Source organism: Nocardiopsis sp. TSRI0078 (assembly GCF_001905145.1).
Classification (GTDB): domain Bacteria; phylum Actinomycetota; class Actinomycetes; order Streptosporangiales; family Streptosporangiaceae; genus Nocardiopsis.
The window spans coordinates 188,536-214,526 of the sequence record NZ_LWLB01000012.1 but is presented as its reverse complement, the minus strand read 5'-3'; the positions used below and the strand labels follow the sequence as shown (position 1 = coordinate 214,526).

The following is a 25,991-nucleotide window of genomic DNA, read 5'->3' as shown; positions in this document are numbered from 1 at the left end:
GAGAGGGAGGGCGCCGCCGGACGGACGGGGGATGGGGAAGCGGGGAGGGAACAGGGGGCGGTACCGGGTACGCGTCCCGGTACCGCCCGCGCGGGGTCAGCCGCGCAGCCACACCGCCGTCTCGGCGGGCAGCGCCAGGGTGTTCCCGGACGGCTCGTCGACCGGGCCGCTGGCCACGAGCACCTCGTCCGGAGCCGCGATCTCCACGGCCTCACCGGTGAGGTTGACCGCGACGCGCACGCCGGGTCCGCGCTCGAAGTGCAGCACGCCCCCGGGGGCGTCCAGCCAGGTCATCGACCCGTCGCCGAGCGCGTCCAGCTCCCGGCGCAGGCGCAGGGCCCTGGTGTACAGCTCCAGGGTCGAGTCCTTCACACCGCGCTGCGAGGCGCGTGACAGGGCGCCCCAGCCCTCGGGCATCGGCAGCCACGGGACGCTGCCCTCGGGACCGAACCCGTACGGGGCGCTTCCGTCCTCCCACGGCAGCGGCACCCGGCAGCCGTCACGGCCGCGGTCGGTGCGGCCCGAACGCTCCCACGTCGGGTCCTGCAGCGCGTCCTCGGGCAGGTCGGTGACCTCGGGAAGGCCCAGTTCCTCACCCTGGTACAGGTACACGGAACCGGGCAGCCCCAGCATCAGGAGCGTCGCCGCGCGCGCCCGGCGCAGCCCCTGCTCGCCACCGCCGAAACGGGTCACGTGCCGGGTCACGTCGTGGTTGGACAGCACCCACGTGGTGGTCGCGCCCACCGCGCCGTTGGCGGCCAGGGAGCCGTCGATGACCTCGCGCAGCCGTCCGGCGTCCCACGGCGCGGTCAGGTACTCGAAGTTGAACGCCTGGTGCAGCTCGTCCGGACGCAGGTAGCGGGCCACCCGGTCGGCGCTCTCCACCCACGCCTCCGCCACCAGGGCGCGGTCGCCCGGGTACTCGGCCGCGATCCGCGACCAGCGGCGGTAGATCTCGTGCACGCCGTCCTGGTCGAAGTAGGGCAGCGTGGTGCTGCCGTCGAGCAGGTCGGCCTTGGCGTCCTCGGCGATGTCGGGCAGTTCCGGGTCCTTGACCATGCCGTGCGCGACGTCGATGCGGAAGCCGTCCACGCCCCGCTCCAGCCAGAAGCGCAGCACGTCGTCGAACTCGTCGTGCACCTCCTGGCTGGTCCAGTCGAAGTCGGGCTGCTCGGGGTCGAACAGGTGCAGGTACCACTGCTCGGGGGTGCCGTCGGGCCGCTTGAGGCGGGTCCAGGCCGGGCCGCCGAAGATCGACTTCCAGTTGTTGGGCGGCTCCTCCCCCTCGGGCCCCCGGCCGTCCCGGAAGATGTACCGCGAACGGGCGTGGTCGCCCGGCTCGGCGGCCACGGCCTCGCGGAACCACCGGTGGGCGGAGGAGGAGTGGTTGGGCACGACGTCGATGATCAGGCGGATACCCAGATCGTGGGCGGCGGCCAGGAGGGCGTCGAAGTCCTCCAGGGTGCCAAAGCGCGGATCGACGTCGCGGTAGTCGGCGACGTCGTAGCCGCCGTCGGCGAGGGGGGAGACGTAGAACGGTGTCAGCCAGATCGCGTCCACGCCGAGCTCGGCCAGGTGGGGGAGGCGCTCACGGATACCAGCGAGGTCGCCCTCCCCGTCACCGTTGGAGTCGGCGAAGCTGCGCACGTAGATCTGGTAGATGGCCGCGTCACGCCACCAGTGCGACTGAGGCTCCATCAGTGGGGGTCCTTCCCTATGGGCGACTGCAAGTTCTTGCGCAAGATTACCGCCACCTTTCGGCCATGTGACGCCGATCTCGACTAGAGTTGCGCCTATGGGTCCACGACTTGCCGACATCGCGCGGCACGCAGGCGTCAGCGAGGCGACCGTCTCGCGGGTGCTCAACGACAAGCCGGGTGTCGGAAGCGACACGCGCAAAGCCGTCCTGACCGCTCTGGACGTACTCGGCTACGAACGTCCCGCCCGGCTGCGCCAGCGCTCGGCGGGGCTGGTCGGCATGGTCATCCCGGAGCTGGAGAACCCGGTCTTCCCGATGTTCGCCCAGGCCGCCGAGGGAGCCCTCGCCCAGCGCGGGTACACGCCCGTGCTGTGCACCCAGACCCCCGGCGGAATAACCGAGGACGAGTACGTGGAACTGCTCCTGGAGCGCAACGTCTCCGGCATCCTCTTCGTCTCCGGGCGCCACGCCGACACCACCGCCTCCCATGAGCGCTACCACGCCCTGGTCTCGCACAGGCTCCCGATCGTGCTCGTCAACGGGTTCGCCGAGACCATTCCCGCCGCGTTCATCTCCTGCGACGACCGGGAGGCCGGACGCCTGGCCGTCGACCACCTGGTCGCCCTGGGCCACACCCGCATCGGCTTCACCAGCGGTCCCGAGCGCTACGTGCCGGTCCGCCGCAAGCTCGACGGCTACCACCAGGCCCTGGCCCGGCACGGCCTGGACGGCGACGACCTCGTGGAGCTGTCGCTGTTCGGAGTGGAGGGCGGCCACGCCGCCGCCTCCAGGCTCATCGAGCGCGGCGTCACCGCCATGGTCTGCGGCTCGGACATGATGGCCCTGGGCGCCATCCGCGCCGCCCGCCAGCGCGGCATGCGCGTCCCCCGGGACTTCTCGGTGGTGGGCTTCGACGACTCCCAGCTCATCGCCTTCACCGACCCCCCGCTGACCACCGTCCGCCAGCCGGTCAACGCCATGGCGCTGGCCGCCGTGCGCGCCCTGTGCGACGAGATCGCAGGACACCCGGTCTCCCACACCGAGTACGTCTTCGACCCCGAGCTGGTCGTCCGCGGCTCCACCGCCATCGCCCCCGCCCGGGAGCGCACCCCCGCCACCACACGGATCTCAGCGGTCGACGCCGCCTCCGCGGACCACCGGGCCGACCGCCCCCGGGTCTGAGGTCCGCGGCGGCCGGCGGGCCCGGGACGCACGGGCACTCCGACCAGGGCACGCCGTCCCGTCGGCGACACTGGGGACATGCCTTCCGTTGCCCTCGACGGCGATCCCGTACCGCGCACCGGGGAACTGCCCGGGCAGTCCCTCGCCGAACTCGGCGACCGGCCCCTCGGGTTCTACGTCCACGTGCCCTTCTGCGTCACCCGCTGCGGCTACTGCGACTTCAACACCTACACGGCCGAGGAGCTGGTCTCCCGGGACGGCGCCGTCACCGCCTCCCGCGACAACTACGCCGACCAGGCCGTCGCCGAGGTGGAGCTGGCCGACCGGGTCCTGACCGGGGAGCGCCCGCCGGTGAGCACCGTGTTCGTCGGCGGGGGAACGCCCACCCTGCTGTCCGCCGAGGACCTGGGCCGGATCGTCGCCGCCGTCCGCGACCGCTTCGGGCTCACCCCCGACGCCGAACTGACCACCGAGGCCAACCCCGAGACCGTTACCCCCGACTACCTGGCGCGGCTGCGCGCGGCCGGGTTCACCCGGGTCTCCTTCGGCATGCAGAGCGCCCGCCCCCACGTGCTCAGGGTGCTGGAGCGCGGCCACACCCCCGGCCGTCCCGAGCAGTGCGTGGAGTGGGCCCGCCGGGCCGGGTTCGAGCACGTCAACCTGGACCTGATCTACGGCACGCCCGGCGAGGGGGACGACGACTGGCGCGCCTCCCTGGAGGCCGCGGTCTCGGCCGGCCCCGACCACGTCTCCGCCTACTCGCTCATCGTCGAGGAGGGCACCCGGCTGGCCGCGCGGGTCCGCAGGGGAGAGCTCACCGAGCCCGACGACGACGCGATGGCCGACCGCTACCTCATGGCCGACGAGATCCTCTCCTCGGCCGGGTTCACCGCATACGAGGTGTCCAACTGGGCGCGTACCCCCGAGGGTCGCAGCAGGCACAACCTGCTCTACTGGACCGGCGGTCACTGGTGGGGCGTGGGGCCGGGCGCGCACAGCCACGTCGGCGGCACCCGCTGGTGGAACGTCAAGCACCCCGCCGCCTACGCCGCCCGCCTGGCCGCCGGGGACAGCCCCGGCCTGGCCCGCGAGGTGCTCACGGGGGAGGAGCGCCGATTCGAGCGCATCCTGCTGGAACTGCGCGTGGAACAGGGCTGCCCGCTGGACCTGCTGGAGCCGCACGGCCGCGACGCCGCCGCCAGGGCCGTGGCCGAGGGTCTGCTGGACCCCGGTGCCCACAGGGAGGGCAGAGCGGTCCTCACCCGACGGGGGCGCCTGCTCGCCGACGCCGTGGTGCGCGATCTCACATGAGGGCCGAGGGCCCGTGCCCGGACACGGCGAGGGGGTCCGGCCGGTGGCCGAACCCCCAGTGCGCCGCGTACGGCCCTACTTGATCCAGCTGACGTTGAACGGGTAGCGGTACCACTCGCCCCGGTTAGCGGCCATGCCGCCCAGGATGCCGAAGACGATGGACACGACCCAGACGACGAACCAGGTCAGGGCACCGATGATGACGATCATCAGGATGCTGGAGACCAGGTAGCCGATCAGGATCAGGAGCTGGAAGTTCAGCGCCTGCGCCGACTGGTCGCGGATGAACGGCGACTCGTCCTTCTTGACCAGGTAGATGATCAGCGGGACGAGCCAGCCGAGGAGGCCGCCGCCCAGGTGGGCGAACAGGCCCATCTGGCGCTCGTCGGGGTTGGGCTGGCCGGTCGTGGCCGAGGAGGGGCCGTATCCGCCCTGGGGCCCGTAACCGCCCTGGGGGTGCTGGTAGTGGCCGGCCTCGTAGCCGCCGGTCTGCTCCTGGTACCCGGGCGGGGGCGGGTAGCCGCCGGGCTGTCCGGGCGGGGGCGGGTAGCCGCCCTGCTGGTAACCGGGCTGGCCCTGTGGGCCGGGGTGCCCCCCGCCGGGGTGTCCGGGCTGGGAGGGGTGGCCGCCGGTTTCCCCCTGGCCGGGCTGCCGGCCCTGGCCGTAGGGATCCTCTGGCGGATTGCTGGGGTAGGACATCGTTGGTTCCTTCGTGCGGATGCGTCGGACTACGTGCGGGCGGGGATCACTTCAGCAGGCGGATACTCACCGGATAGCGGTACCACGTCCCCTTGTTCGCGCCGCTGGCACCTATGACGCCGAAAACGATGGCGACGATCCATATCAGGGCGATCAGGAGGGAACCGATCCAGGACAGCTCTGGGGAGAAGATACCCAGTCCGATGAAGGCGACCCAGGCGATGGCGTACGGAATCAGCAGCGTGATCTGGAAGTTCGCCGCCTCCGCCGCGTGATGGCGTACGAAGGGCGACTGGTTGCGCTTGGCGAGGTAGACCGCCAGCGGCGGGATCCAGCCCAGGCAGGCGATCACGAACCCCGACAGGTGGGCGAGCATGGCCACCAGCGTGCCGTTGTCGCCGCCGGGCTGCTGCTGGGGCAGGCCGGGAGCACCCGGCTGCCCGTACGCCGCCGGAGCCCCCGGGTACTGGGGCTGCGGCTGGCCGTACCCGGGCCGGCCGTGGCCCTGCTGCTGGGGCTGTCCGTACGGGGGCTGCTGGCCGTACTCCGGGGGAGGCGCGTAGCCCGGCTGCGCCCCGGACGGCTGCCCGTACCCGGGCTGCTGGGGCTGCCCGTACGGAGGCTGCTGGCCGTACCCGGGCTGCTCGGAGCCGGGGGGAGGAGCGAAACTGGGCTGCTGTCCGTATCCGGGCTGGCCGCCGGAGGGCTGCTGCCCGTACGGGGGCTGCTGTCCCTGGTCGGGCTGGGGCGCGTAGGGCGACTGCGCGCCGGAGGGCCGTCCGTGGGCGGGTTGGCCGTACTCGGACTGTTGGGGCTGTCCGTACGGGGGCTGCTGGCCGTACTCCGGGGGAGGCGCGTAGCCCGGCTGCGCCCCGGACGGCTGCCCGGGAGCAGGCTGGCCGTGCTCGGGCTGCTGGGGCTGTCCGTGCGGGGGCTGCTGTCCCTGGTCGGGCTGGGGCGCGTACGGCGACTGCGCACCGGAGGGCCGTCCGTAGGCGGGATGGGCCCCCGACGGCTGCCCGTACTCCGGCTGGCGCCTCTCCTGGTCCGGTTCCTGGGACCGCTGTCCGTGCTCGTCCTGCCCGTCCTGCCCGCTGTCCGGCTGCCTCCCCTGGTGGGGGTCCTCCGGGGAAGGGGGGTTCGTCGGGGTCTCGCTCATGCTCTTCCTTGGCTCCGCTGGTGGGGGGCGGTTCTTGTACTACCGGGCTGTACCGACGACCGCGCAGGGCCGGAGGCGGGGGACCCGAGGCGCCGGCGGCGCCGACACCTCGCTCTGGGCAGAATCCTAGGTCCTGCCGCCGTTCCTTTCGCGCGGTGCTTCTAGGGGAGGTCGGGGTGCGGTCCGGTGACGAAGTCGATCAGCTCCTCCACCCGGCCGAGCAGGGCCGGCTCCAGATCAGCATAGGTACGGACCGATCCCAGGATCCGGCGCCACGCCTCGCCCGTCTCCATCCTCCACCCCAGAGCCCGCACGACCCCCTCCTTCCAGGGAACACCGCGCGGTACCTCGGGCCACTCCGCGATGCCCACGGCGCGCGGCCGCACCGCCTGCCACACGTCGACGTAGGGGTGGCCGACGACCAGCACGTGTTCGCCGCGCACCCGTTCGGCGATCCGGGTCTCCTTGGAGCCCGGGACCAGGTGGTCCACCAGGACTCCCAGCCTCCTGCCGGGCCCGGGTGAGAAGTCGGCCACGATCGACGGCAGGTCGTCGATCCCCTCCAGGAACTCGACGGCCACCCCCTCGACGCGCAGGTCGTGGCCCCAGACCCGCTCCACCAGTTCGGCGTCGTGGACGCCCTCCACGTAGATGCGGCTCTCCCGGGCGGTGCGCGCCCGCGCGTCCGTCACCGCCACCGACCCGGAGGCGCTGCGCAGCGGCCCCCGCGGAGCAGCGGCGGGGCGCACGAGCGTGACCGGCTCGCCCTCGACCAGGAAGGCGGCCGGTGCGAGGTCGAACACCCGGCGGCGGCCGTGCCGGTCCTCCAGGGTCACGGTCGCCTTGTCCCAGGCCACCACGGCTCCGCAGAAGGTCTCGTCGGCGTCCTCCACGACCAGGTCCCGGGCCAGGGGCATCTCGGGCACGGCCCTCTTCCCGGGCCTGCGCCAGTCCCCGGCGAGCACGTCGCGGCCGTAACGGCTGGTTCCCTTGGTTGCCACGGTCGTGCAGTCTACTGGTGGAGGGCCCCGGTTCCCGGCCGCGGTGGTGCGTGCCGCCGATCCCGTGGGAAGAAGGAAGGAAGAGGCCGGTTCCCGTTGTTCTACCCGCGGGTAGCCGACCGGGTTTGCGGCCGGGCATAGAATTAGCACTGAGGACCATGGAGTGCCAGGAGGTGGCGAGTTGCTGGATGAGCGCAAGCTCGCGGTCCTGCGTGCCGTAGTCGAGGACTTCGTCAACACCAACGAGCCGGTGGGGTCCAAGGCCCTGGCCGACCGTCACCGGCTCGGGGTCTCCCCGGCGACGATCCGCAACGACATGGTCGCCCTGGAGGAGGACGGTTACATCACCCAGCCGCACACCAGTGCCGGCCGGGTGCCCACGGACAAGGGGTACCGGCTCTTCGTCGACCGGCTCTCCTCGGTCAAACCGCTCTCGTCCGCGGAGCGGCGCGCCATCGAGTCCTTCCTCACCGGCGCCGTCGACCTCGACGAGATCGTCGCCCGCACCGTGCGGCTCCTCTCCCAGCTCACCCGTCAGGTCGCGATCGTCCAGTACCCCTCGCTGACCCGCTCGTCGGTCCAGCACGTGGAGCTGATCCCCCTCGGGGGACAGCGGGTCATGATGGTCGTGATCACCAACACGGGCCGTGTCGAACAACGCGTCATCGACGGTCTGGGCGAGATCAAGGAAACCGCCGTCAACGACCTCCGCGGCATGCTCAACCGGGCCATCTCCGGGCTCCATCTCGGTGACGTGCCCGACGCCGTGGAGGACCTGCCTTCCCAGGTCCCGCCCGAACACCGCCAGATGGCGGTGTCGGTCCTCTCCGTCCTGCTGGAGAGCCTCGTCGAGCGGCACGAGGAGAAGATCGTCCTCGCCGGGACGGCCAACCTCGCCGCCGTCGACTTCGCCGCCAGCCTGAGGGACGTCCTGGAGGCACTGGAAGAGAACATGGTCCTCATCCGTTTGTTGGGGGAGGCGAAGGACCCGTCGATGCTCACGGTGCGCATCGGCGCGGAGAACTTCCACGAGGGACTCAGGTCCACCTCCGTCGTCTCGGCCGACTACGGTGTGGGAAACCAGTCGCTCGCCAAGATCGGCGTGGTGGGGCCCACCCGGATGGACTACCCGGGGACGATGGGAGCAGTACGCGCCGTGGCTCGGTACATCGGACAGATTTTGGCAGGACAGTAACTCAGTGGCCAGAGACTATTACCAGGTTCTCGGGGTGCGTCGGGACGCGTCCAAGGACGAGATCAAGAAGGCCTACAGGCGGCTCGCGCGCGAGCTGCATCCGGACATCAACCCGGACCCGGCCACCCAGGAGCGCTTCAAAGAGGTGACCCAGGCCTACGAGGTCCTCTCCGACGAGAGCAAGCGTCGGATGTTCGACATGGGACAGGACCCGTACGCCCCGGGCGGTGGCGGCGGCGCCGGAGGCTTCGGCGGCGCGGGCGGGTTCGCCTTCGACGACATCATGAACGCGTTCTTCGGCGGAGGCCAGCCCGGCGGGCGCGGCCCCCGGGAGAGGGTTCGCCGCGGTCGCAGCATCAAGATCCGCGTCGAGCTGGACCTGGTGGAGACCGCGTTCGGGGTCAGCAAGGAGATCACCTTCCCCACCGCCATCCTGTGCGAGACGTGCCAGGGCGAGGGGACCGCGGCCGGGTCGCACCGCACCACGTGCGACATGTGCCACGGCCAGGGAGAGGTCTCCCAGGTCACCCGGTCCTTCCTGGGCCAGGTCATGACCTCCCGCCCCTGCCCCCAGTGCTCGGGCCAGGGATCGGTCATCACCAACCCGTGCGGCGACTGCGCGGGCGAGGGCCGTGTGCGCGAGAAGGTCACCCGGACCGTCAAGATCCCCGCGGGCGTCGACGACGGCACCCGCATCCAGCTCGCCGGCGAGGGGGAGGTCGGCCCCAACGGCGGACCTCGGGGCGACATCATCCTGGAGATCATCCAGCGCCCGCACCCCACCTTCGAGCGCCGGGGCGACGACCTGCACTGCACGGTGACCGTTCCCATGACGGCCGCCGCGCTGGGCGCGTCCTTCGCCTTCGACACCCTGGACGGGACCGAGAACATCGACCTGCGCCCGGGCACCAACTCGGGCCACGTCATCACCCTGCCCAACAAGGGCGTCAGCCACCTCGACGGCGGCGGCCGGGGCGACCTGCGCATCCGCGTGGACGTGGAGACCCCGGGCAAGCTGGACGAGGAGCAGGAGGCGCTGCTGCGCAAGTTCGCCGAACTGCGCGGTGAGGACCAGTCCCCGGGCCGCTTCAGTCCCGGACACGGCAGCTTCTTCTCCAAGATCCGCGACGCCTTCGGCGCCAAGTGACACCGCCGGTCTTCCTGGTCGGTACCGCGGAGCTCGCGGCCGACCAGGTGACGGTGGGCGGCGCCGAGGGCCGTCACGCCGCCGTGGTGCGGCGCGTCCGGAAGGGCGAGACCGTCGATGTGTCCGATGGCCGGGGCCTGGTCGCCCGCTGCACCGTGGCCGCCGTGGACAGGGACCACATCGTCTGCGCGGTGGTGGAGCGCCGGGAGGAGCCGGCTCCCCGCCCCCGTCTGACCGTGGTCCAGGCGCTGCCCAAGGGCGACCGCGGCGAGCTGGCCGTGGAGATGATGACCGAGGCCGGGGTCGACGCGGTCGTGCCCTGGGCGGCGGAGCGCTGCGTCACCCGCTGGAAGGGCGAGCGGGCGGCCAAGTCACTGGCCAAGTGGCGTGCCACCGCCCGAGAGGCCGCCAAACAGGCCCGGCGCGGACGGCTGCCCGAGGTCGCCGACCTCGCGGACCGCTCCGCGGTGGCCGACCTGCTGGCCGCCGCCGACCTGGGGATCGTGCTGCACGAGGACGGCGACAGCCGCCTTTCCGAGCTGGAACCGCCCACGGGCGAGGGACAGGGAGTCGTCCTGGTGGTCGGTCCCGAGGGCGGCTTCTCCGACGCCGAACTCGACGCGTTCACCGGAGCGGGCGCGGTCCGGGCGCTGCTGGGCCCGAGCGTGCTGCGCACCTCCACGGCCGGGGTCGCGGCGCTGGCGGTGCTCCAGGCGCGCACCGGCCGCTGGTAGGCCGTCCCGGACCCCTCGCCCGAGGACGGCGAGGCCGCGGACACCGAGAGGCGCCCCGGACCCGAGGGTCGGGGGCGCCTCTCAGCGTGTGTGCGGGTCGGTCAGTTCCCCGTCACCGTCTTGCTGGTGGTGTCGTCGCCGGTGGTGTCGGAGCCGCCGGTCCCGCCGGTCTCCTCACCGCCGCCGGTACCGGTGCCGGGGCCGCTCCCACCGTCGTCGGTGCCGCCGCCGGTGCCGGTCCCGCCCTCACCGGTGTCGCCGCCGGTGCCGGTCTCGCCAGTGTCACCGTCACCGCCGTCACCGCCGGTGTCGGGGCTGGGCTTCTCGGACGGCTCGCAGTCCTTCCCGCCGCCGGTCGCCGCGGCCCCCTCGCCGTCCCCGCCGCCGGCCGCCGTCGGGGAGGGCTTCTCCACGGGCCTCGGACACGTGGTGGATGCGGTCTCCGGGGCCTCCTCGGAGGTGGGGTCCGCCTCCTCGACCTCGGGGCTGGGCGGGGCCGTCGGCTTCTCCGGGGGAGCCGGTTCCGGCTGGGTGGCCCCGTCGACGGAGCCGGTGGAGGCCTCGGGAACGGGAACGTCGTCGCCCCGCCCCTGGTCGGTGAGCGTGCCCTCGCGGTCGGCGCCCGCGGGGACGATCTCCAGGACGTGGTCGCGCACCTGGGGGCTGGACATGATCACGGAGGCGGCGATCAGGGTGGCCCCCGCCACGGCCAGCGCGGGACGCAGCCAGGGCAGGCCGAACCAGATCGAACCGCGGTTGCGCTCGGTGCGCTCACGAATCAGGTTCAACGCCTCGGGCGAGGTCGTGACCGTGTCGGCCTCGGCTTTGAGCAGTTGGCGGAGCTGCTCCTCGAACGGGTCGTTCGTCGGATCTGTCGGGCTGGTCATGTCGTCTGCTCCAGAACAGAGCGGAGCGCGGAGATACCGCGGGACGTGTGGCTCTTGACCGCGCCCCGGCTGATCCCCATGGCATCCGCGATCTGTGCCTCGGACAGGTCGCCGTAGTACCGGAGCACGATGGCCTCTCGCTGACGGTTGGGTAGTTTGCGCAGAGCGCGAATGACGGCTTCGCGCTCCAACATGTTCAGAGCGCCATGTTCGGCGCTGGGTGCGTCGGGCAGGGCCTTGGGGGCGTGCTTCTCCACAACCGCCCTGTGGCGGAGCACGGACCTGGCCTTGTTCACCACGGCCTGGCGGAGGTAGGACAGTGCCTTGTTCGGATCGCGCAGGCGGCGCCACGCGTTGTGCATGGCGACGAACGAGTCCTGGACGACCTCCTCCGCGGTCGCGTGGTCGCGGACGAGCAGTGCGGCGAGCCGAACGAGCGGACGATAGTGCTCCCGGTAGAGCTCCGTCACGGCGTGGTCGGCGTCCCACTCCACCGAGAGGGGGGCCGTGGTGGCTCCAGCCACCATGGTTTCTGTCGTCACATCAGTTCGACGCACACCCTTGTCGCGGGGTTTACGAAAGGGCATACCTCTTCTTTTCCAGGTAGACGTGCGTTTTGCATCCGAACACGTGGGAACACGGCCGCGGCCGGACGGAGCCGACGGTCTGACGCGCACGGGTGGAAAGCCTATCGCGACTGGAACTCAGGCCAACGCCGAACAGGCTTCCGGAAGATCACGAAAAGGTTGTTTCCAGTAGTTCGTCCACGGTCGACCTGCGGCATCATGGTCCCGGACAACGTGAGGCGGCGGCCATGACGGCGGCCGCACGGACGGAAAGGTTCTCGATGGCCCAGGACGACTGCCTCTTCTGCAAGATCGCGAAGGGGGAGGTACCCGCCGAGATCGTCCGCGAGAGCGAGCGCACGGTGGCCTTTCGCGACATCAACCCCCAGGCGCCCACCCACGTGCTGATCATCCCGCGCGAGCACTATCCCACCGCCGACGCCGCCGCCGCCGCGGACACCGGCCTGATCGACGAGATCGTCCGCGAGGCGCACGCGGTGGCCACCGCCGAGGACGTCGCCGACCTCGGGTACCGGCTGGTCTTCAACACCGGCAGCGGTGCCGGGCAGACGGTCTTCCACCTCCACGGGCACCTGCTCGGCGGCCGCGGCCTGAACTGGCCCCCCGGGTAGGCCGTGTCCGCTCCGGCCCCGCCCGGACGCGCCGGGGCGGCGGCCCGGCGTCCCGGTGGTCCCGCGGGCGCCCGTGCCCACTCCAGAGCCCCGAGAGGGCCGGGAAATAACCGATCGAGCGGGGTGGAGCCGCGTTGATAGACTCGGGGCCGTGGGCTTCGAGGGTTCGGTGTGACCGCTGGGAACGCCGGCGAGGAGTCCGGGCCGACGCCGTCGTCCGCGGTGTCGGGAACCGTCCACGAGACGCGCCGCCCGAAAGGGGCGGCAGGCGTCCGACCGAAGGGTAGGGACAGCGGCCGCCAGGCCAGACCATGTCCGAGACAACGCACACGCACCCGCCACGGGACACACAGGTCAAGGTCGTGGTGCCCGACGAGCACACGATGGTCAGCCTGCTGGGCTCGGGGGACGAACTCCTCAGGGCGTTGGAGCGGGCCTTCGACAGCGACATCCACGTGCGCGGCAACGAGTTCACCATCAGCGGCAGCCCCGAGGAGACCGCCGTGGTGGTCCGCCTCGTGGAGGAGCTGATCGAGCTCGCCAAGAGCGGCACCCACGTCACTCCCGACACCATCGAACGCATGGTCCACATGCTGGGCTCTCCCGGCGCGGAGCGGCCCGCGGAGGTGCTGACCACCAACATCCTGTCCAACCGGGGCAAGACCATCCGGCCCAAGACGCTGAACCAGAAGCGCTACGTCGACACCATCGACCGGCGCACCGTGGTGTTCGGCATCGGTCCCGCGGGTACCGGCAAGACGTACCTGGCGATGGCCAAGGCGGTCAAGGCGCTCCAGGACAAGGAGATCAACCGGATCATCCTCACCCGCCCGGCGGTGGAGGCGGGGGAGCGGCTGGGCTTCCTGCCCGGCAGCCTCTACGACAAGATCGACCCCTACCTGCGTCCGCTGTACGACGCCCTGCACGACATGCTCGACCCCGACTCCATCCCCAAGCTGATGGCGGCCGGGACGATCGAGGTCGCCCCCCTGGCGTACATGCGCGGGCGTACGCTTAATGACTCCTTCATCATCCTGGACGAGGCCCAGAACACCTCGCCCGAGCAGATGAAGATGTTCCTCACGAGGCTGGGCTTCGGCTCCAAGATCGTGGTCACCGGTGACGTCACCCAGGTCGACCTGCCCGGCGGGCAGACCAGCGGACTGCGCACCATCGAGAACATTCTCAGTGACATCGACGACATCGCCTTCTGCCGCCTGAGCAGTGACGACGTCGTCCGGCACAAGCTGGTCGGAAAGATCGTGGACGCCTACGGCCGCTACGACGCCGCCCAGGACGCCTCCCGCGGGGAGCGCCGGGGCCCCGGCGGCGGCCGCTCCCGGGGCGGATCCGAGCGGCGCGGGCCCGCCGACGCCCCGACGGAGCCGGAGACGGGCCGTACCGGGCCCGAGGAACAGGCAGACTGAGCCGGTAGGCGTTTCGAACCGGTGGGCCCGCCGAGGTGGGCCCACCGGTTCGAGTGCCACGGGCGCGCCGTCCGGGCGCGCCGTACCACCGGCCGGGCGCGCCGCCCGGCCGCCGCGATCCCAAGTGAGGCAGCCGCAACCGATGAGTATCGACGTCGCCAACGAGTCCGGCGTCGCCAGCGTGGACGAGGAGAGGCTCTCCCGCCTGGCCAGGCACGTGCTCGACGCCATGCGCGTCCACCCGCTGGCCGAGCTGTCCGTCGTGCTGGTCGACGAGGACCCGATGACCGACCTGCACGTGCGGTGGATGGACGAGCCGGGGCCCACCGACGTGCTCTCCTTCCCCATGGACGAACTGCGTCCCGGAGGTCCCGGCCGCACGAGTGAGCCGGGTGTCCTCGGTGACGTGATCATCTGCCCGCAGGTCGCCGAGCGCCAGGCGAGGAAGGCCGGGCACAGTACCGAGGCCGAGATCGACCTGCTGTGCACCCACGGCATCCTGCACCTGCTGGGCTACGACCACGCCGAGCCCGACGAGCACAAGGAGATGTTCGGGCTGCAGGGCGAGATCCTCGCCGCCTGGCGTGAGCGCGAGGCGGCCGGGACCGAGGGGGACGAGAGCACCCGATGAGCCCGTCGGAGTGGCCCGACGTCGCCCCGCTGACCACGGGGGAGCCCGTCGAGTGGCTCACCGCCTTCGCGGTGGCCCTCGCGCTGACCGCCGTCGCGGGCTTCCTGGTCGCGGCCGAGGTGGCCGTCACGCGCGTCATGTCCGTGGGCCTGCCCGCGGTGAGCGGTGCCGAGCGCGCCGCCGAGGCCGACCGCCGCTGGGAGCGGGTGATGGACGACCCCACCCGCCACCTCAACGTGCTGCTGTTCCTGCGCGTGGTGTGCGAGGTGTGCGCGGTGCTGGCCGCGGCCGTGGGCATGGTGTTCCTGCTCGGACTGGGCTGGCCCGCGCTGGCGCTGACCGCCGTGGCGATGGTCGTGGTGGAGTCGGTGCTGATCGCGATCGCCCCGCGCATCCTGGGCCGCCAGTTCTCCGGGCCGGTCGCCCGGGCCAGCGCGACCGTCGTCCACCCGGTCCAGGTCGTGGTGGGCCCGATCGCCCAGCTGCTCGTGGGGGCGGGCCGGGCGCTCACCCCGCGCGCCAAGGGCGACCGCGAGGGCCCCTTCAGCACCGAGGTGGAGCTGCGGCAGCTGGTCGACCTGGCCGAGCAGGGGGAGGTCATCGACCCCGAGGAGCGCCAGATGATCCACTCGGTCTTCAAGCTCGACGACACCTCCGTGCGCGAGGTGATGGTGCCGCGCCCCGACATCGTGTTCACCGGCCGCGACGAGGACGCCGACGAGGTGCTGGCCCTGGCCCTGTCGAGCGGGTACTCGCGTATCCCGGTGACCGGTGAGGACGAGGACGACGTGGTGGGCATCGTCTACCTCAAGGACCTGGTGGAGCGGCTGCGCGACCGCTGGGCGGCGGCCGCGGGTAGCCGGGGCGACGTGCCGCTCACCGCGGGGGACGTGATGCGCCAGGCGACCTACGTCCCCGACACCAAGCCCATCGACGAGCTGCTGCGCGAGATGCAGAAGCAGCGCAACCACGTCGCCGTGGTCATCGACGAGTACGGCGGCACGGCGGGGCTGGTCACGCTGGAGGACATCGTGGAGGAGATCGTCGGTGAGATCACCGACGAGTACGACCACGAGATCCCGCCGGTGGTCTGGCTCGACGACGACCGGGTGCGGGTGACCGCGCGCCTGCCGCTGGGTGAGCTGGACGAGCTGTTCCCGGAGCGGGACCTGGACGTGCCGGACGTGGAGACCGTGGGCGGACTCGTGGCCTTCGTGCTGGGCCGGGTGCCGGTCGGCGGGGCCCAGGCCGAATACGCTGGTCTCAGGCTCACCCTTGAGGGCAAGAGCAGCCGCCGGAACCGGATGACCACGGTCCTGGTGGAGCGCCTGCCCCACGGCGCCGGGGAGGCGTCCCAGGCCGAGAACGACGACATGAGGAGCATGGACCAGTGACGGATACGACGGGGCTGGACCCTGAGGACGCCAAGCTCGTGACCCTCGCGCGGGCCTCGCGTGCCCGCAACGCGGCGGTGGAGGGCGCGGCGGTACGCGACGAGACCGGGCGCACCTACGTGGCCACGACGGTGTCGCTGCCCTCGCTGCGGCTGAGCGCGCTCCAGGCCGCCGTGGCCGCGGCCGTCTCCAGCGAGGCCTCGGCTCTGGAGGCCGCCGCGGTGGTCACCGAGGCCGTGGAGCTGACCGAGGACGACCGCGCGGTGGCGGACGACCTGAAGACCCAGGTGGTGGTGATCGCCGCCCCGGACGGGGTGCCCGCGAGCATCACCCGGCGCTGAGAAGGATCGATGAACGAGCTCGACCTGGAGAAGTTGCGGGTACCGCTGGAGATGCCCTCCCACCCGGAGGGCTTCCGCAGCGGGTTCGCGTGCTTCGTGGGCCGCCCGAACGTGGGCAAGTCCACCCTGATGAACGCGTTGGTCGGGCAGAAGGTGGCGATCACCAGCAGCCGGCCGCAGACCACCCGTCGTACGGTGCGCGGGATCGTGCACCGGCCCGACGCGCAGCTGATCATCGTGGACACGCCCGGCCTGCACAAGCCGCGCACCCTGCTCGGCGAGCGGTTGGACTCGCTGGTGCGGTCCACCCTGGTCGAGGTGGACGTGATCGCGTTCTGCCTGCCCGCCGACGAGCCGATCGGTCGGGGCGACACCTACATCGCCAAGGAGCTGGCGGAGCAGACGAACACCCCCGTGGTCGCGCTGGTCACCAAGACGGACCTGGTGGGCAGGGACGCCGTGGGGCGTCAGCTGATGGCGGTCGACGAGCTGGGGGAGTGGGCCGACATCGTCCCGGTGTCCGCCCAGGGGGACTTCCAGCTGGAGACGGTCGCCGACGTGCTGTGCTCGCACCTGCCGGAGGGGCCGCCGCTGTACCCCGGCGGCGACCTGACCGACGAGCCGGACGAGATGCTGGTGGCCGAGCTGGTGCGCGAGGCGGCCCTGGAGGGCGTGCGCGACGAGCTGCCGCACTCCATCGCGGTGGTCGTGGACGAGATGTACGAGCGCGAGAACACCCGTCCGGGCAAGGAACTGGTGGACATCTACGCGTCGCTGTACGTGGAGCGGCCCAGCCAGAAGGCGATCGTGATCGGCTCGAAGGGCTCGCGGCTGCGGGACGTGGGTTCGCAGGCCCGCAAGCAGATCGAGGCCCTGCTGGGCCGACGGGTGTTCCTGGACCTGCGGGTGCGTGTGGCCAAGGACTGGCAGCGCGACCCCAAGCAGCTGCGCAGGCTGGGCTTCGACCAGCAGACGTAGGCGGTGCCCGTCCGGGGCCTTCTCCCGCCTCCGGGCGGGCCGGGGCACGCGCTCCGGCCCGTCCCACGCGCCGTGGCCCTGCTCCTGGTGGTACTCCGGGGCGCCGCGAGCGGCACCAGGAGCAGGACCGTCTGCGGCCGGGCCCGTACGCCGCACCGGCGACGGTCACGGCCGGCCGGTTAGGCCTGGTTGTTCAGGTCGGTGGCCAGCATGGCCGCGCAGCGGCGCACGATGGGCGCTGCCCGGTCCACGAACTCCCAGCTCACGCGGGCCTCGGGCCCCGACACCGACACCGCCATCCCCGAGGGCGCCCCCACGACCGGGACGGCCACGCAGCGCACGCCGACCTCCTGCTCCCCGTCGTCGATGGCGAAGCCGTTCGAGCGGATCCGGCGCAGCTCGTCCATGAACCTGCCGGGGTCGGTGATGGTGCGCTCGGTGGCGGCGGGCATGCCCGTGCGGCGCACCGTGGCCAGTGCCTCCTCGTCGTCGAGCTGGGACAGCAGGGCCTTGCCCACGCCCGCCGAGTGGGGCAGTACGCGCCGGCCCACCTCGGTGAACATGCGCATGGAGTGCTGCGAGGGCACCTGCGCCACGTAGACGACCTTGTCGCCGTCCAGCATCGCCAGGTTCGCCGTCTCGCCCAGGTCCTCGACCAGTTGCGCCAGGTGCGGGCGGGCCCAGGTGCCCAGCATCTGCGACGCCTTGTCGCCCAGGCCGATCAGGCGCGGTCCCAGCGCGTAGCGGCGCGAGGGGAGCTGGCGCACGTATCCGTTGCCGACCAGGGTGCGGATGATGCGGTGGATGGTCGGCAGGGGCAGCCCGGAGGAGTCGGCCAGCTGGCTCAGCGAGGTCTCGCCGCCCGCGTCCGCCATGATCTCCAACAGGGAGAAGGCCCGGTCGAGGGACTGCACGCCGCTGGAACGTTCGCGTTTTCCCTGCTCATCGATGTGTAGAGGGGTATGTGGGGCTGACAACGATCGTGCTCCCATGCTGAGGGCCGTGGGTTCGGGTTCCTGCCTTCGTGGATGCGAGGGCGGTTCCCGGCATCACTTCTTCTATAGCACGTGGGGCGGCGGCGGTCCGCTTCTGCGGGCGCTTCGCTCTCCTTCGCGGACACTCCTGTGCTTCTTGTTATTCCGGATAGCAAAAGTTAGTATCCGCGATAGGGAAAATATTGGGGGAAAGGACACACACGTGGAAGAGGACCGGCCCGAGAACCCGCGCACGGACCCCGTGTCGGGGCTGGACGTGCTCACCGCCGGGTTGAACGCGCGCCTGGCCGACGCCGACGCCCGGCTCGCCCTCGACTACCCCGGGCCCTCCGGAGGGCGGCAGCCCGTGCACACGGTCTACGTGCCCGCGGACCGGATCCGGACCGGCCTGGCCCGGGAGTGGGGGGAGGCGGCTCTGGCCTGCCTGGACGAACACGCGCCCGACGCCGCGGCCCTGTCCGAGGCCACCGGCGTGGAGGAGGACGCCGTCGCCGGGGTCCTGCCCCGCCTGCGCGACAAGCTCGTCCGCGAGCCGGTCGAGGACCTGCGCGTGGACCTGGAGGACGGCTACGGCGACCGGGGCGACGCGCAGGAGGACCACGACGTGGTCGCGGCGGCCAAGGCCCTGTGCTCCGACGCCCGGGCCGGACAGGCCCCGCCCGTCTTCGGAGTCCGGATGAAGGGCATGGAGGCCGCCGGACGCGCGCGCGGCACCCGCAGCCTCGCCCTGTTCCTGCACACCCTCCTGGAGGAGCTCGGCGCCCTGCCGGACGGGCTGGCGCTCACCCTGCCCAAGATCACCTCCGTGGAGCAGGTCGAGGCGATGGCCTGGCTCGCCGAGGAGATGGAGCAGCGCCTGGACCTGCCTGAGGGCCGCCTGCGGTTCGAGCTGCAGATCGAGACCCCGCAGTCGATCCTGCTGCCCGACGGCACGGTCGCCGTCGCACGCATGATCCGCGCCGGCCAGGGCCGGGTCAGCGCCCTGCACTACGGCACCTACGACTACAGCGCCGCCTGCGGGATCACCGCCGCCTACCAGAGCATGGCCCACCCGGTCGCCGACCACGCCAAGGCCGTGATGCAGGTGGCCGCCGCGGGAACCGGGGTGTGGCTCTCCGACGGCTCCACCAACGTGCTGCCCGTCGGCGGGACCGAGGAGGTGCACGCCGCCTGGCTGCTGCACGCCTCCCTGGTCCGCCGCTCCCTGGAGCGCGGCTTCTACCAGGGCTGGGACCTGCACCCGCACCAGCTGCCCACCCGATACCTGGCCACCTACGTCTTCTACCGGGAGGCCTTCGCACCCGCGGCGGCGCGCCTGCGCTCCTACCTGGGCGCCGTCTCCGGGGGAGTGCTGGACGAGCCCGCCACCGCCCAGGCACTGGCCTCGGCCCTGGTGAGCGGGATACGCTGCGGTGCGCTGGACGAGGCCGAGGTGGCCGAGGCCACCGGAACCGACACCGGTACGCTCGCCGCCCTGGCCAGCCGACGCGTCGGACAGGAGGACCGATGACCCGACACGATCTCGCCGTCCGCGCCCGCCGCGCCCTCACTCCGGAGGGGGAGCGCCCCGTCACCGTCGGGGTGAGCGGCGGGCGCGTCGCCAGCGTCCTGTCCGGGGATGACGCCGCCCTCATCGCCCGCCGCGAGATCGTCCTGGCCGACGACGAGGTGCTGCTGCCCGGACTGGTCGACAGCCACGTGCACGTCAACGAGCCGGGCCGCACCCAGTGGGAGGGCTTCGCCTCCGCCACCCGCGCCGCCGCCCTGGGCGGGATCACCACGCTGGTGGACATGCCGCTCAACAGCGTGCCGCCGACCACCACCGTCGGCGGACTGGAGGCCAAGCGCGCCGCAGCCGAGGGCAAGCTCGCCGTGGACGTGGGCTTCTGGGGCGGCGCCGTGCCCGAGAACAGCCGCCCCGGCGCCACGAAGGAGCTCGCCGCGCTCTGGCAGGAGGGGGTGTACGGGTTCAAGGCGTTCCTGTCCCCGTCCGGGGTGGAGGAGTTCGGCCACCTGTCCCCGGAGGAGCTGTTCTCGGCGGCCGAGGCGATCGGGGAGTTCGGCGGCCGCCTCATCGTGCACGCCGAGGACCCCTCCGTCCTGGAGGACGCGCCCTCCGCCGCTGGGCGCGACTACGCCGCCTTCCTGGCCTCGCGGCCCGACACCGCCGAGAACGCGGCGATCGCCCGGGTGATCGAGGCGGCCAGGGCCACCGGGACACGGGTGCACGTGCTGCACCTGTCCAGTGCCTCCGCGCTGCCGCTGATCGCCCAGGCCCGGGCGGATGGTGTACCGCTGACCGTGGAGACCTGCCCGCACTACCTCACCCTGGAGGCGGAGGGGGTGCCCGCCGGAGCCACCCAGTACAAGTGCTGCCCGCCCATCCGGGACTCCGCCAACCGCGACCTGCTGTGGCGGGCGCTCGCGGACGGGCTGATCGACTGCGTGGTCAGCGACCACTCGCCGAGCACCCCCGACCTCAAGGACCTGGACACCGGTGACTTCGGTACCGCGTGGGGCGGGGTGTCCGGGCTCCAGGTCGGCTTCTCCGCGGTGTGGACCGAGGCGCGCCGACGGGGCGTGCCGCTGGAGGACGTGGTGCGGTGGATGTCCGCCGGTCCCGCGCGTGTGGCCGGCCTGCGTCGCAAGGGGGGCCTCACCCCGGGCCACGACGCCGACTTCGCGGTGCTCGCCCCGGAGGAGTCCTTCCGGGTGGACGTGCGTGAGCTCCGGCACCGCAACCCGGTGAGCCCCTACGACGGCGCGGAGCTGTTCGGACGCGTGCGGCGCACCGTCCTGCGCGGCGAGGACGTCGGCCCGGACAGTACGGCCGGGCGGATGCTCGTGCGGGAGTAGGACTCCGGGCCCCTTCCACGGACCGGGGCGGGTGGCACGCCGGTGCCACCCGCCCCGGTTGCGCGGAGGAGGAACCGCAGCCGCGACGGGGGCGCCCGGAGGCGTCGTCGCGGCTGCCGGGCCTCAGCCGCCGAGGGCGTCCCAGCGGCGCCGGAGTTCGGCGGTGCCGGTCCCGGTCAGCGAGCCGAAGACGTTCAGGCGTGCGATGCCGCCGTCGGGGAAGACGTCGGTGCGCACGTGGGTGGCGGTGACCGGGGCGTCCAGGACGAAGCGGTGGGCGCTGTCGGGCTCCAGGCGGGTGCGGCCCACGATCTCGAACCACTCGTCCGGGGCGTCGGAGTGGGCGTCCCTGCCGAGGACGGTCACCCAGCCCGCGGCGTTGCCCTTGTAGTAGGAGGTGTCCAGCTCCAGGGCGCGGACCGAGGCCTGGGCGGTGAGGCGGAAGCGCACCCAGTCGTGGCCGGTGTCGCGGCGGCGGCGGTTCTCCCAGCCGTCGTCCATCTTGTGGGAGCGCCCGGGGGAGATGATGTTGTCCGGCGACGAGTAGAAGCGGTCGGAGGCGTCCTCGACAGTGCCCCCGTTGACCAGGGCGGCCACGTCGAAGCCGCCGAGGGCGGTCAGCCAGTCGGGGTCGGGAACGGGGTCGCCGTACACGCGCAGGCGTGCGACGCCGCCGTCGGGGAACTGCTTGAGGCGCAGGTGGGTCCACCGGCGCTCGGCCTCCACCGTGAAGCCGTTGGCGGCGTGCCCGTACACGGGGGTGCGGGGGACGATCTCGGTCCACTCCGCCTTGAGCAGGTCGTCGGTGGTGGGGGTGCCCGCCAGGCGGGTGGCCTCGACGCTGATCTCGCGGGGGTGGTTGCCGCGGAAGTGCGCGGTGTCCACGACCACGCCCCGGACCACCCCGGGAAGGCCGAGGCGGACCAGGGCCCAGTCGTGGTCGTCGTCGGCGGGGTGCGGCTGGTCCGCGCTCACGCCACGGCGCCTGCGGGTCTCCCAGCCGTCCATGACCTTGCCCTTGTGCCCGAAGGCGTGCGGATCGAACACGGCCGGCTCGGTCCGCAGCAGGTTCTCGCGGTGGGCGAAGAACTCGTCGTTGGCGGCGACGACGCCGGCGCCCAGGCGGCGGTCGGCCAGGTCGACCCGGGCCGAGAAGTCGAGGTCGGTGTGGCGGTAGTCGGCGTAGGGGTCGCCGCCCGAGTAGGGCTGGGCGTTGTAGGCACGTGGATCGGTGGGCTGGGCCCCGCTCATGTTTCTCCCAAAGGTGGACTTGTCGGATGTCTTCCAGAGTCCCAAGAGAGAAACTGTTACGTCTAGCGAAACTTTCCGATCACTCTGTTCAGGTGGGCTGAACAATGTCGCCGCCCAGCCCGGCCGCGGCGTCCGCCAGGGCGCGCAGCACCACGGCGGTCTGCGGCCGCCCGCCCGAGCCGGAGCGCACCGCGCAGACCACGTGGCGGCGCGGCTGGTCGGAGCGCAGGACCCGCAGGCTGACGCCGGGGGTGTCGTCCGCGGCGGCCAGCCGGGGGACCAGCGCGACGCCCATGCCCGCCGCGACCATGTCGAGGATGGCCCTCCAGTCGGAGGCCACGTGCGCCTGTTCGGGCACGAAGCCGGCCTGGGCGCAGGCGGCGACGGTGATGTCGCGCCAGGGGCCCGCCGCCCCGTAGATCCAGGGCTCCTCGGCGAGGTCGCGCAGGCGCAGGGCCCGGGAGGTGGCCAGGCGGTGGTGGACGGGCAGGGCCGCGTCCAGGGGGTCGGTGAGCAGTTCGCGCCGCTCGTAGCGGCCGTCGTGGCCGTTGGGGGCCTGGGCGGCCAGCGACAGGCCGATGTCGATCTCGCCCGCCGAGAGCAGGTCGTAGACCTCGGCGGCCTCGGCCTGGTGCACCCTCGTCGTGAGGCCGGGGTGATCGCGCCGGAGCGTGTTCAGCGCGGGGACCACGAGGCTGGGGATGGCCGTGGCGAAGGCGCCGACGCGCACGTGCCCGGCCTCGCCCCGGGCGAAGCCGTCCAGCTCGGCCTCGGCCCGCTCCAGCTGGGCGAGCACGATGTCGGTGTGCCGGAGCAGGGCGTGCGCCGCCTCGGTGAGGCGGACCCTTCGCCCGTGCGCCTCCAGCAGCGCGACCCCCACCTGCTGGGAGAGGGAGGAGAGCTGCTGGGACACGGCGGAGGGGGTCATGTTCAGGGCCTCGGCCGTGGCCCTGACGGTCCCGAACTCCTCCAGGGCGCGAAGGACGCGGAGCTTGCGCAGATCCCAGTCGGTCACGTTCCCAGGGATACCATTCAGCCCTTCTGAACGGAACACCGGTGTCCGTGCCGTCTGTGTTCGTCTGCGTCGGTCGTGTTCGTCCCTGCCGGTGCCGGTGGGGACGGGACGCGCGTCCCGCCCCCACCGGCACGGGGAGGGCCCCGCACGCGGGGCCCTCCCCCCGTCCGGGGGTCAGGGCCGGGGCTCTCCCAGGTCCTCGGCGCCGTCGCGCCGGTAGGCCGCGCCCGCCTGGTCGGTGTACTTGGCCTCGCCGGGGCCGGCGCTGCCGATCTCCTCGGTGTCGATGGCGGTCGGGGAGGCGGTGTCCCGGCCGCGGCCGACCACGTTGAAGCACACGTTCAGCACGATCGCGACGACGGCCGCCCCGATGATGCCCGAGTGCGCGATCAGCTCGACCGACTCGGGCAGGTGGGCGTAGAAGGTCGGGTAGGCCAGCGGGATGACCGCCACGCCGATGGAGGCCGCCACCAGCACCAGGTTGAGGTTGTTGGTGAAGTCCACCTTGGCCAGGGTCTTGATCCCGCTGGCGGCCACGCTGCCGAACAGGACCAGGCCCGCCCCGCCGAGCACGGGGGTGGGGATGGCGGCCATGGCGCCGCCGAGCACGGGGAACAGCCCGAGTGCGATGAGGATGCCCGCCCCGGTGGCGACCACGTACCTGCTGCGCACCTTGGTCAGGGCCAGCAGGCCGATGTTCTGCGCGAACGAGCTGGTGGGGGTGGCGCTGAAGATCGGTCCGATGAGGGAGCCGCTCACGTCGGCGCGCAGACCCGCGGAGATGCGCTTGGCGTCCACCTCGGAACCGGTGATCTCACCGACCGCGATGATGTGCGAGGCGCCCTCGGTCAGGACCACGAGCATGATGACGCACATGGTGATGATCGCGGCGGCCTCGAACCGGGGCGCGCCGAAGTAGAACAGCGAGGTCGGGTCGAACACGGCGTCGGCCTCGCCGATCCGGCTGAAGTCGGCCATGCCCGGGGGGAGGGCCGCCAGGGTGCCCACGAGCAGGCCCAGCAGGATGGACAGCCGCCCCCAGATGCCGGGGAGAACCCGGGAGCCGACGAGGATGACCCCCAGGGTCAGTCCCGCCAGGGCGAGGTTGGCCGTCGGCGCGGCCGGGACGGAGGAGCCGTCCTCCAGGGTGCGGGTGGCCCCGTCCATGATCCACCGGGCGGCCACCGGCATCAGGCTGACGCCGATGACGGTGATGATGGTGCCCGTGACGATCGGGGGGAAGAAGCGGACGAGCTGCCCGAAGAACGGCGTCAGCGCCAGGGCGAAGAGCCCGGCGGCGAGGGAGGCGCCGAAGGCGACGGGCAGGTTCTCCCCGTTCTGGCCCGCGGCGAGCGCGGTGATGGCGCTGACGGGGACGAAGGAGCAGGCCACCACGATCGGCATCTGGGCGCCGACGCGCCGGTGGCCCACGGTCTGCAGGAGTGTGGCGAAGCCCGCCGCCAGGAGCGCGCCGCTGACCAGGATGCCCATGGCCGCCGGGTCGTTCGCGAGTCCGGCGGAGGCGCCGATGACGAGGGCGGGCGCCACCGCGCCGGCGTACATGGTCAGGATGTGCTGGAGCCCGTAGACGAGCAGCAGGCGCAGGGGCAGCTTCTCGTCCTCGGGGCGGGCGGGGGGTGAGGCGTTCGTTGTGGCCGGGTCCTTCGTGGACGGACTGTTCGACATGGCCAGTTTCCAGCCTTTGCGCTTGGCGGCCACCCGGGAGGGGGCCGGGATCTCGGGCACACGGCCCGGTGGTGTCGCACCGGCAGGGCGGCCCGTGGTCCGGGCACGCCGAGGCCGGGGAGCCCGCCGCGGTGAGCGGGCCGGGGACCGGGGGGAGGACCCCCGGGCATGGCAGGGGAGGGACCGGGGCCCGGCCGCACGGCGGGCCCCGGGGACCAGGGGCTACACGAAGCCCGGTACGGCCTTCCAGGCGTCTCCGGCGTCGGGGGCGTCGTCGCGCTCGACGGTGGCCTCGATCTTGCCGTAGGGCCGGTCGGCGGCGAAGAAGACCTCGTTCGGGTTGTCCAGGCCGAAGGGGGACAGGTCCACCAGGAAGTGGTGGTTGTTCGGCATGGAGAAGCGGATCTCCGCGACCTCGGGGTGGGCCTCCAGGACGGCCCTGCCCATCTCGTAGAGGGTCTGCTGCAGGGCCAGGCTGTGCGTATCGGCGAAGGCCTCCAGGCACAGGGCGCGGATGGAGGCGTAGGCCGCGTCGAAGTCGTGGTCCACGCCGACGTAGCGCCAGCGGGCGGTGACGTCGGTGGCCAGGATGCGGTCGGTCGTCTCCGGCAGCGTCGTGTACTTGGTCTTGGGGTAGCCGTGGAACTCCGAGCCGGTGGACTTGAGCACGGTCAGGCCCTCGAAGCCGGAGACCACCCACTCGCGGTCGCCGTCCTTGTTGACGACCGTGGTGCGGGTCTCGGCGCCCCGGCGGGAGAACGCGTGGTCGTGCGGGCCGCCGGCGGTCTCGATCCGGTCCCAGGAGTACTCCTGGACCTCCTGACGGGCCCCGTGCACGTAGGAGTGCTCGTCCACGAAGTGCCGGGCCAGGCGCAGGGCGAACTCCTCGATGGCGCCGACGCCGCCCCACTCGCGGGCCTTGGCGTAGACGGTGTTCTTCTGGGTGTCGGTCGGCAGGCACGTGCTGTTGTCGCCGGCGGTGTGGACCGACTCCAGCTCCCCGCGCAGCTGGGAGGTGACGTTGACGTCCTTGATCCGGTGGACGTCGGTGTCGCGGTTGACGTGGACGAGGCGGACCTCGGCCTTGCCGTACTGGTTATCTCCGAGTCGGATGCCCATCAGGGTGAACTCCATCCGTGTGGATACGTGAAGTCGTCATCGTGCGCGCATGTGGCGCCGTGCGTACGAGGGAGGACCGCTGTGGT

At 72.2% G+C, this 25,991-nt stretch carries 24 protein-coding genes; 13 read left to right on the top strand and 11 right to left on the bottom strand.

Going from position 1 to position 25,991, the window contains the following annotated elements; genetic code table 11:
• Window positions 1-96 precede the first annotated feature (96 nt).
• Entirely contained in the window at window positions 97-1,698 is a 1,602-nt protein-coding gene (locus A6A08_RS11365) for a glycoside hydrolase family 13 protein (RefSeq protein WP_073702524.1), read from the bottom strand.
• 97 nt (window positions 1,699-1,795) lie between these two features.
• Here A6A08_RS11365 and A6A08_RS11360 point away from each other — a divergent pair, with 97 nt between their 5' ends.
• Entirely contained in the window at window positions 1,796-2,881 is a 1,086-nt protein-coding gene (locus tag A6A08_RS11360; RefSeq protein ID WP_073702523.1) for a LacI family DNA-binding transcriptional regulator, read from the top strand.
• Between the two features lie 78 nt (window positions 2,882-2,959).
• Window positions 2,960-4,192 (top strand): radical SAM family heme chaperone HemW, encoded by a 1,233-nt coding sequence (gene hemW, locus A6A08_RS11355; RefSeq protein WP_073702522.1) that lies wholly within the window; start codon window positions 2,960-2,962, stop codon window positions 4,190-4,192.
• Between the two features lie 75 nt (window positions 4,193-4,267).
• Here the strand turns inward: hemW and A6A08_RS11350 are convergent, their stop codons facing one another.
• The 3 genes from A6A08_RS11350 to A6A08_RS11340 all read right to left on the bottom strand — a co-directional run bounded on the left by A6A08_RS11350 (window position 4,268) and on the right by A6A08_RS11340 (window position 7,051).
• Window positions 4,268-4,891 carry a DUF4870 domain-containing protein gene (locus tag A6A08_RS11350; protein WP_073702521.1) on the bottom strand — a complete coding sequence of 208 codons (624 nt, stop codon included), beginning with the start codon at window positions 4,889-4,891 and terminating at the stop codon, window positions 4,268-4,270.
• A gap of 46 nt (window positions 4,892-4,937) precedes the next feature.
• Window positions 4,938-5,267: a DUF4870 domain-containing protein gene (locus A6A08_RS29240; protein WP_073702791.1), complete on the bottom strand. Its 330-nt coding sequence runs from the start codon at window positions 5,265-5,267 to the stop codon at window positions 4,938-4,940.
• A 944-nt stretch (window positions 5,268-6,211) separates the two neighbouring features.
• On the bottom strand, window positions 6,212-7,051 hold the full coding sequence (locus A6A08_RS11340) for a DUF3097 domain-containing protein (protein WP_073702520.1): 840 nt from the start codon (window positions 7,049-7,051) through the stop codon (window positions 6,212-6,214).
• Between the two features lie 181 nt (window positions 7,052-7,232).
• Here A6A08_RS11340 and hrcA point away from each other — a divergent pair, with 181 nt between their 5' ends.
• The 3 genes from hrcA to A6A08_RS11325 are packed head-to-tail and all read left to right on the top strand — an operon-like array spanning window position 7,233 to window position 10,127.
• Complete coding sequence (gene hrcA, locus A6A08_RS11335) at window positions 7,233-8,246, top strand: heat-inducible transcriptional repressor HrcA (protein ID WP_073702519.1); 1,014 nt, start codon at window positions 7,233-7,235, stop codon at window positions 8,244-8,246.
• A 4-nt stretch (window positions 8,247-8,250) separates the two neighbouring features.
• Window positions 8,251-9,393: a molecular chaperone DnaJ gene (gene dnaJ / locus A6A08_RS11330; RefSeq protein WP_073702518.1), complete on the top strand. Its 1,143-nt coding sequence runs from the start codon at window positions 8,251-8,253 to the stop codon at window positions 9,391-9,393.
• On the top strand, window positions 9,390-10,127 hold the full coding sequence (locus A6A08_RS11325) for a 16S rRNA (uracil(1498)-N(3))-methyltransferase (RefSeq protein ID WP_073702517.1): 738 nt from the start codon (window positions 9,390-9,392) through the stop codon (window positions 10,125-10,127). The genes dnaJ and A6A08_RS11325 overlap by 4 nt, the downstream gene beginning before the upstream one ends.
• A 101-nt stretch (window positions 10,128-10,228) precedes the next feature.
• Here A6A08_RS11325 and A6A08_RS11320 read toward each other — a convergent pair whose 3' ends face one another.
• Window positions 10,229-11,014 (bottom strand): hypothetical protein, encoded by a 786-nt coding sequence (locus A6A08_RS11320; protein ID WP_073702516.1) that lies wholly within the window; start codon window positions 11,012-11,014, stop codon window positions 10,229-10,231.
• On the bottom strand, window positions 11,011-11,541 hold the full coding sequence (locus A6A08_RS11315) for a SigE family RNA polymerase sigma factor (RefSeq protein ID WP_073702515.1): 531 nt from the start codon (window positions 11,539-11,541) through the stop codon (window positions 11,011-11,013). The genes A6A08_RS11320 and A6A08_RS11315 overlap by 4 nt, the downstream gene beginning before the upstream one ends.
• Before the next feature lie 320 nt (window positions 11,542-11,861).
• On the opposite strand from A6A08_RS11315, the gene A6A08_RS11310 reads away from it, so the two are divergent.
• The 6 genes from A6A08_RS11310 (at window position 11,862) to era (ending at window position 16,983) form a co-directional block, all read left to right on the top strand.
• The gene (locus tag A6A08_RS11310; RefSeq protein ID WP_073702514.1) at window positions 11,862-12,212 is read left to right on the top strand and encodes a histidine triad nucleotide-binding protein; all 351 of its coding nucleotides are present in this window, start codon (window positions 11,862-11,864) and stop codon (window positions 12,210-12,212) included.
• 311 nt (window positions 12,213-12,523) lie between these two features.
• The gene (locus tag A6A08_RS11305) at window positions 12,524-13,639 is read left to right on the top strand and encodes a PhoH family protein (protein ID WP_073702513.1); all 1,116 of its coding nucleotides are present in this window, start codon (window positions 12,524-12,526) and stop codon (window positions 13,637-13,639) included.
• A gap of 142 nt (window positions 13,640-13,781) precedes the next feature.
• The gene (gene ybeY, locus A6A08_RS11300; protein WP_073702512.1) at window positions 13,782-14,270 is read left to right on the top strand and encodes an rRNA maturation RNase YbeY; all 489 of its coding nucleotides are present in this window, start codon (window positions 13,782-13,784) and stop codon (window positions 14,268-14,270) included.
• On the top strand, window positions 14,267-15,664 hold the full coding sequence (locus A6A08_RS11295) for a hemolysin family protein (RefSeq protein ID WP_073702511.1): 1,398 nt from the start codon (window positions 14,267-14,269) through the stop codon (window positions 15,662-15,664). The genes ybeY and A6A08_RS11295 overlap by 4 nt, the downstream gene beginning before the upstream one ends.
• The gene (locus tag A6A08_RS11290; protein ID WP_073702510.1) at window positions 15,661-16,005 is read left to right on the top strand and encodes a cytidine deaminase; all 345 of its coding nucleotides are present in this window, start codon (window positions 15,661-15,663) and stop codon (window positions 16,003-16,005) included. The genes A6A08_RS11295 and A6A08_RS11290 overlap by 4 nt, the downstream gene beginning before the upstream one ends.
• Window positions 16,006-16,014: 9 nt before the next feature.
• A complete protein-coding gene (gene era / locus A6A08_RS11285) occupies window positions 16,015-16,983 on the top strand; it encodes a GTPase Era (protein ID WP_073702509.1) in 969 nt (322 codons plus the stop codon).
• A gap of 179 nt (window positions 16,984-17,162) precedes the next feature.
• Here the strand turns inward: era and A6A08_RS11280 are convergent, their stop codons facing one another.
• Window positions 17,163-17,897 (bottom strand): IclR family transcriptional regulator, encoded by a 735-nt coding sequence (locus tag A6A08_RS11280; RefSeq protein ID WP_073702508.1) that lies wholly within the window; start codon window positions 17,895-17,897, stop codon window positions 17,163-17,165.
• Window positions 17,898-18,180: 283 nt separating this feature from the next.
• Here A6A08_RS11280 and A6A08_RS11275 point away from each other — a divergent pair, with 283 nt between their 5' ends.
• Window positions 18,181-19,488, top strand: a complete 1,308-nt coding sequence (locus tag A6A08_RS11275) for a DUF6986 family protein (RefSeq protein ID WP_073702507.1) — start codon at window positions 18,181-18,183, stop codon at window positions 19,486-19,488.
• Window positions 19,485-20,834, top strand: coding sequence for an allantoinase AllB (gene allB, locus A6A08_RS11270; protein WP_073702506.1), 1,350 nt, complete (start codon window positions 19,485-19,487; stop codon window positions 20,832-20,834). The genes A6A08_RS11275 and allB overlap by 4 nt, the downstream gene beginning before the upstream one ends.
• 123 nt (window positions 20,835-20,957) lie before the next feature.
• Here allB and alc read toward each other — a convergent pair whose 3' ends face one another.
• From alc to pucL, 4 genes are all read right to left on the bottom strand, one after another.
• Window positions 20,958-22,085: an allantoicase gene (alc, locus tag A6A08_RS11265; protein ID WP_073702505.1), complete on the bottom strand. Its 1,128-nt coding sequence runs from the start codon at window positions 22,083-22,085 to the stop codon at window positions 20,958-20,960.
• Window positions 22,086-22,173: 88 nt separating this feature from the next.
• Complete coding sequence (locus A6A08_RS11260) at window positions 22,174-23,100, bottom strand: LysR family transcriptional regulator (protein ID WP_073702504.1); 927 nt, start codon at window positions 23,098-23,100, stop codon at window positions 22,174-22,176.
• Between the two features lie 174 nt (window positions 23,101-23,274).
• Window positions 23,275-24,786, bottom strand: a complete 1,512-nt coding sequence (locus A6A08_RS11255; protein WP_073702503.1) for a nucleobase:cation symporter-2 family protein — start codon at window positions 24,784-24,786, stop codon at window positions 23,275-23,277.
• 222 nt (window positions 24,787-25,008) lie between these two features.
• Complete coding sequence (gene pucL, locus A6A08_RS11250; RefSeq protein WP_073702790.1) at window positions 25,009-25,905, bottom strand: factor-independent urate hydroxylase; 897 nt, start codon at window positions 25,903-25,905, stop codon at window positions 25,009-25,011.
• Window positions 25,906-25,991: the final 86 nt, after the last annotated feature.

Coding starts and splice junctions, on each gene's coding strand:
- A6A08_RS11295 (WP_073702511.1), top strand. CDS start 14,267: ATGAGCCCGTCGGAGTGGCCCGACGTCGCCCCGCTGACCACGGGGGAG.
- A6A08_RS11365 (WP_073702524.1), bottom strand. CDS start 1,698: ATGGAGCCTCAGTCGCACTGGTGGCGTGACGCGGCCATCTACCAGATC.
- A6A08_RS11315 (WP_073702515.1), bottom strand. CDS start 11,541: ATGGTGGCTGGAGCCACCACGGCCCCCCTCTCGGTGGAGTGGGACGCC.
- A6A08_RS11255 (WP_073702503.1), bottom strand. CDS start 24,786: ATGTCGAACAGTCCGTCCACGAAGGACCCGGCCACAACGAACGCCTCA.
- era (WP_073702509.1), top strand. CDS start 16,015: ATGAACGAGCTCGACCTGGAGAAGTTGCGGGTACCGCTGGAGATGCCC.
- A6A08_RS11360 (WP_073702523.1), top strand. CDS start 1,796: ATGGGTCCACGACTTGCCGACATCGCGCGGCACGCAGGCGTCAGCGAG.
- A6A08_RS11320 (WP_073702516.1), bottom strand. CDS start 11,014: ATGACCAGCCCGACAGATCCGACGAACGACCCGTTCGAGGAGCAGCTC.
- ybeY (WP_073702512.1), top strand. CDS start 13,782: ATGAGTATCGACGTCGCCAACGAGTCCGGCGTCGCCAGCGTGGACGAG.
- A6A08_RS11310 (WP_073702514.1), top strand. CDS start 11,862: ATGGCCCAGGACGACTGCCTCTTCTGCAAGATCGCGAAGGGGGAGGTA.
- A6A08_RS11305 (WP_073702513.1), top strand. CDS start 12,524: ATGTCCGAGACAACGCACACGCACCCGCCACGGGACACACAGGTCAAG.
- allB (WP_073702506.1), top strand. CDS start 19,485: ATGACCCGACACGATCTCGCCGTCCGCGCCCGCCGCGCCCTCACTCCG.
- alc (WP_073702505.1), bottom strand. CDS start 22,085: ATGAGCGGGGCCCAGCCCACCGATCCACGTGCCTACAACGCCCAGCCC.
- A6A08_RS11350 (WP_073702521.1), bottom strand. CDS start 4,891: ATGTCCTACCCCAGCAATCCGCCAGAGGATCCCTACGGCCAGGGCCGG.
- pucL (WP_073702790.1), bottom strand. CDS start 25,905: ATGGGCATCCGACTCGGAGATAACCAGTACGGCAAGGCCGAGGTCCGC.
- A6A08_RS29240 (WP_073702791.1), bottom strand. CDS start 5,267: ATGCTCGCCCACCTGTCGGGGTTCGTGATCGCCTGCCTGGGCTGGATC.
- hemW (WP_073702522.1), top strand. CDS start 2,960: ATGCCTTCCGTTGCCCTCGACGGCGATCCCGTACCGCGCACCGGGGAA.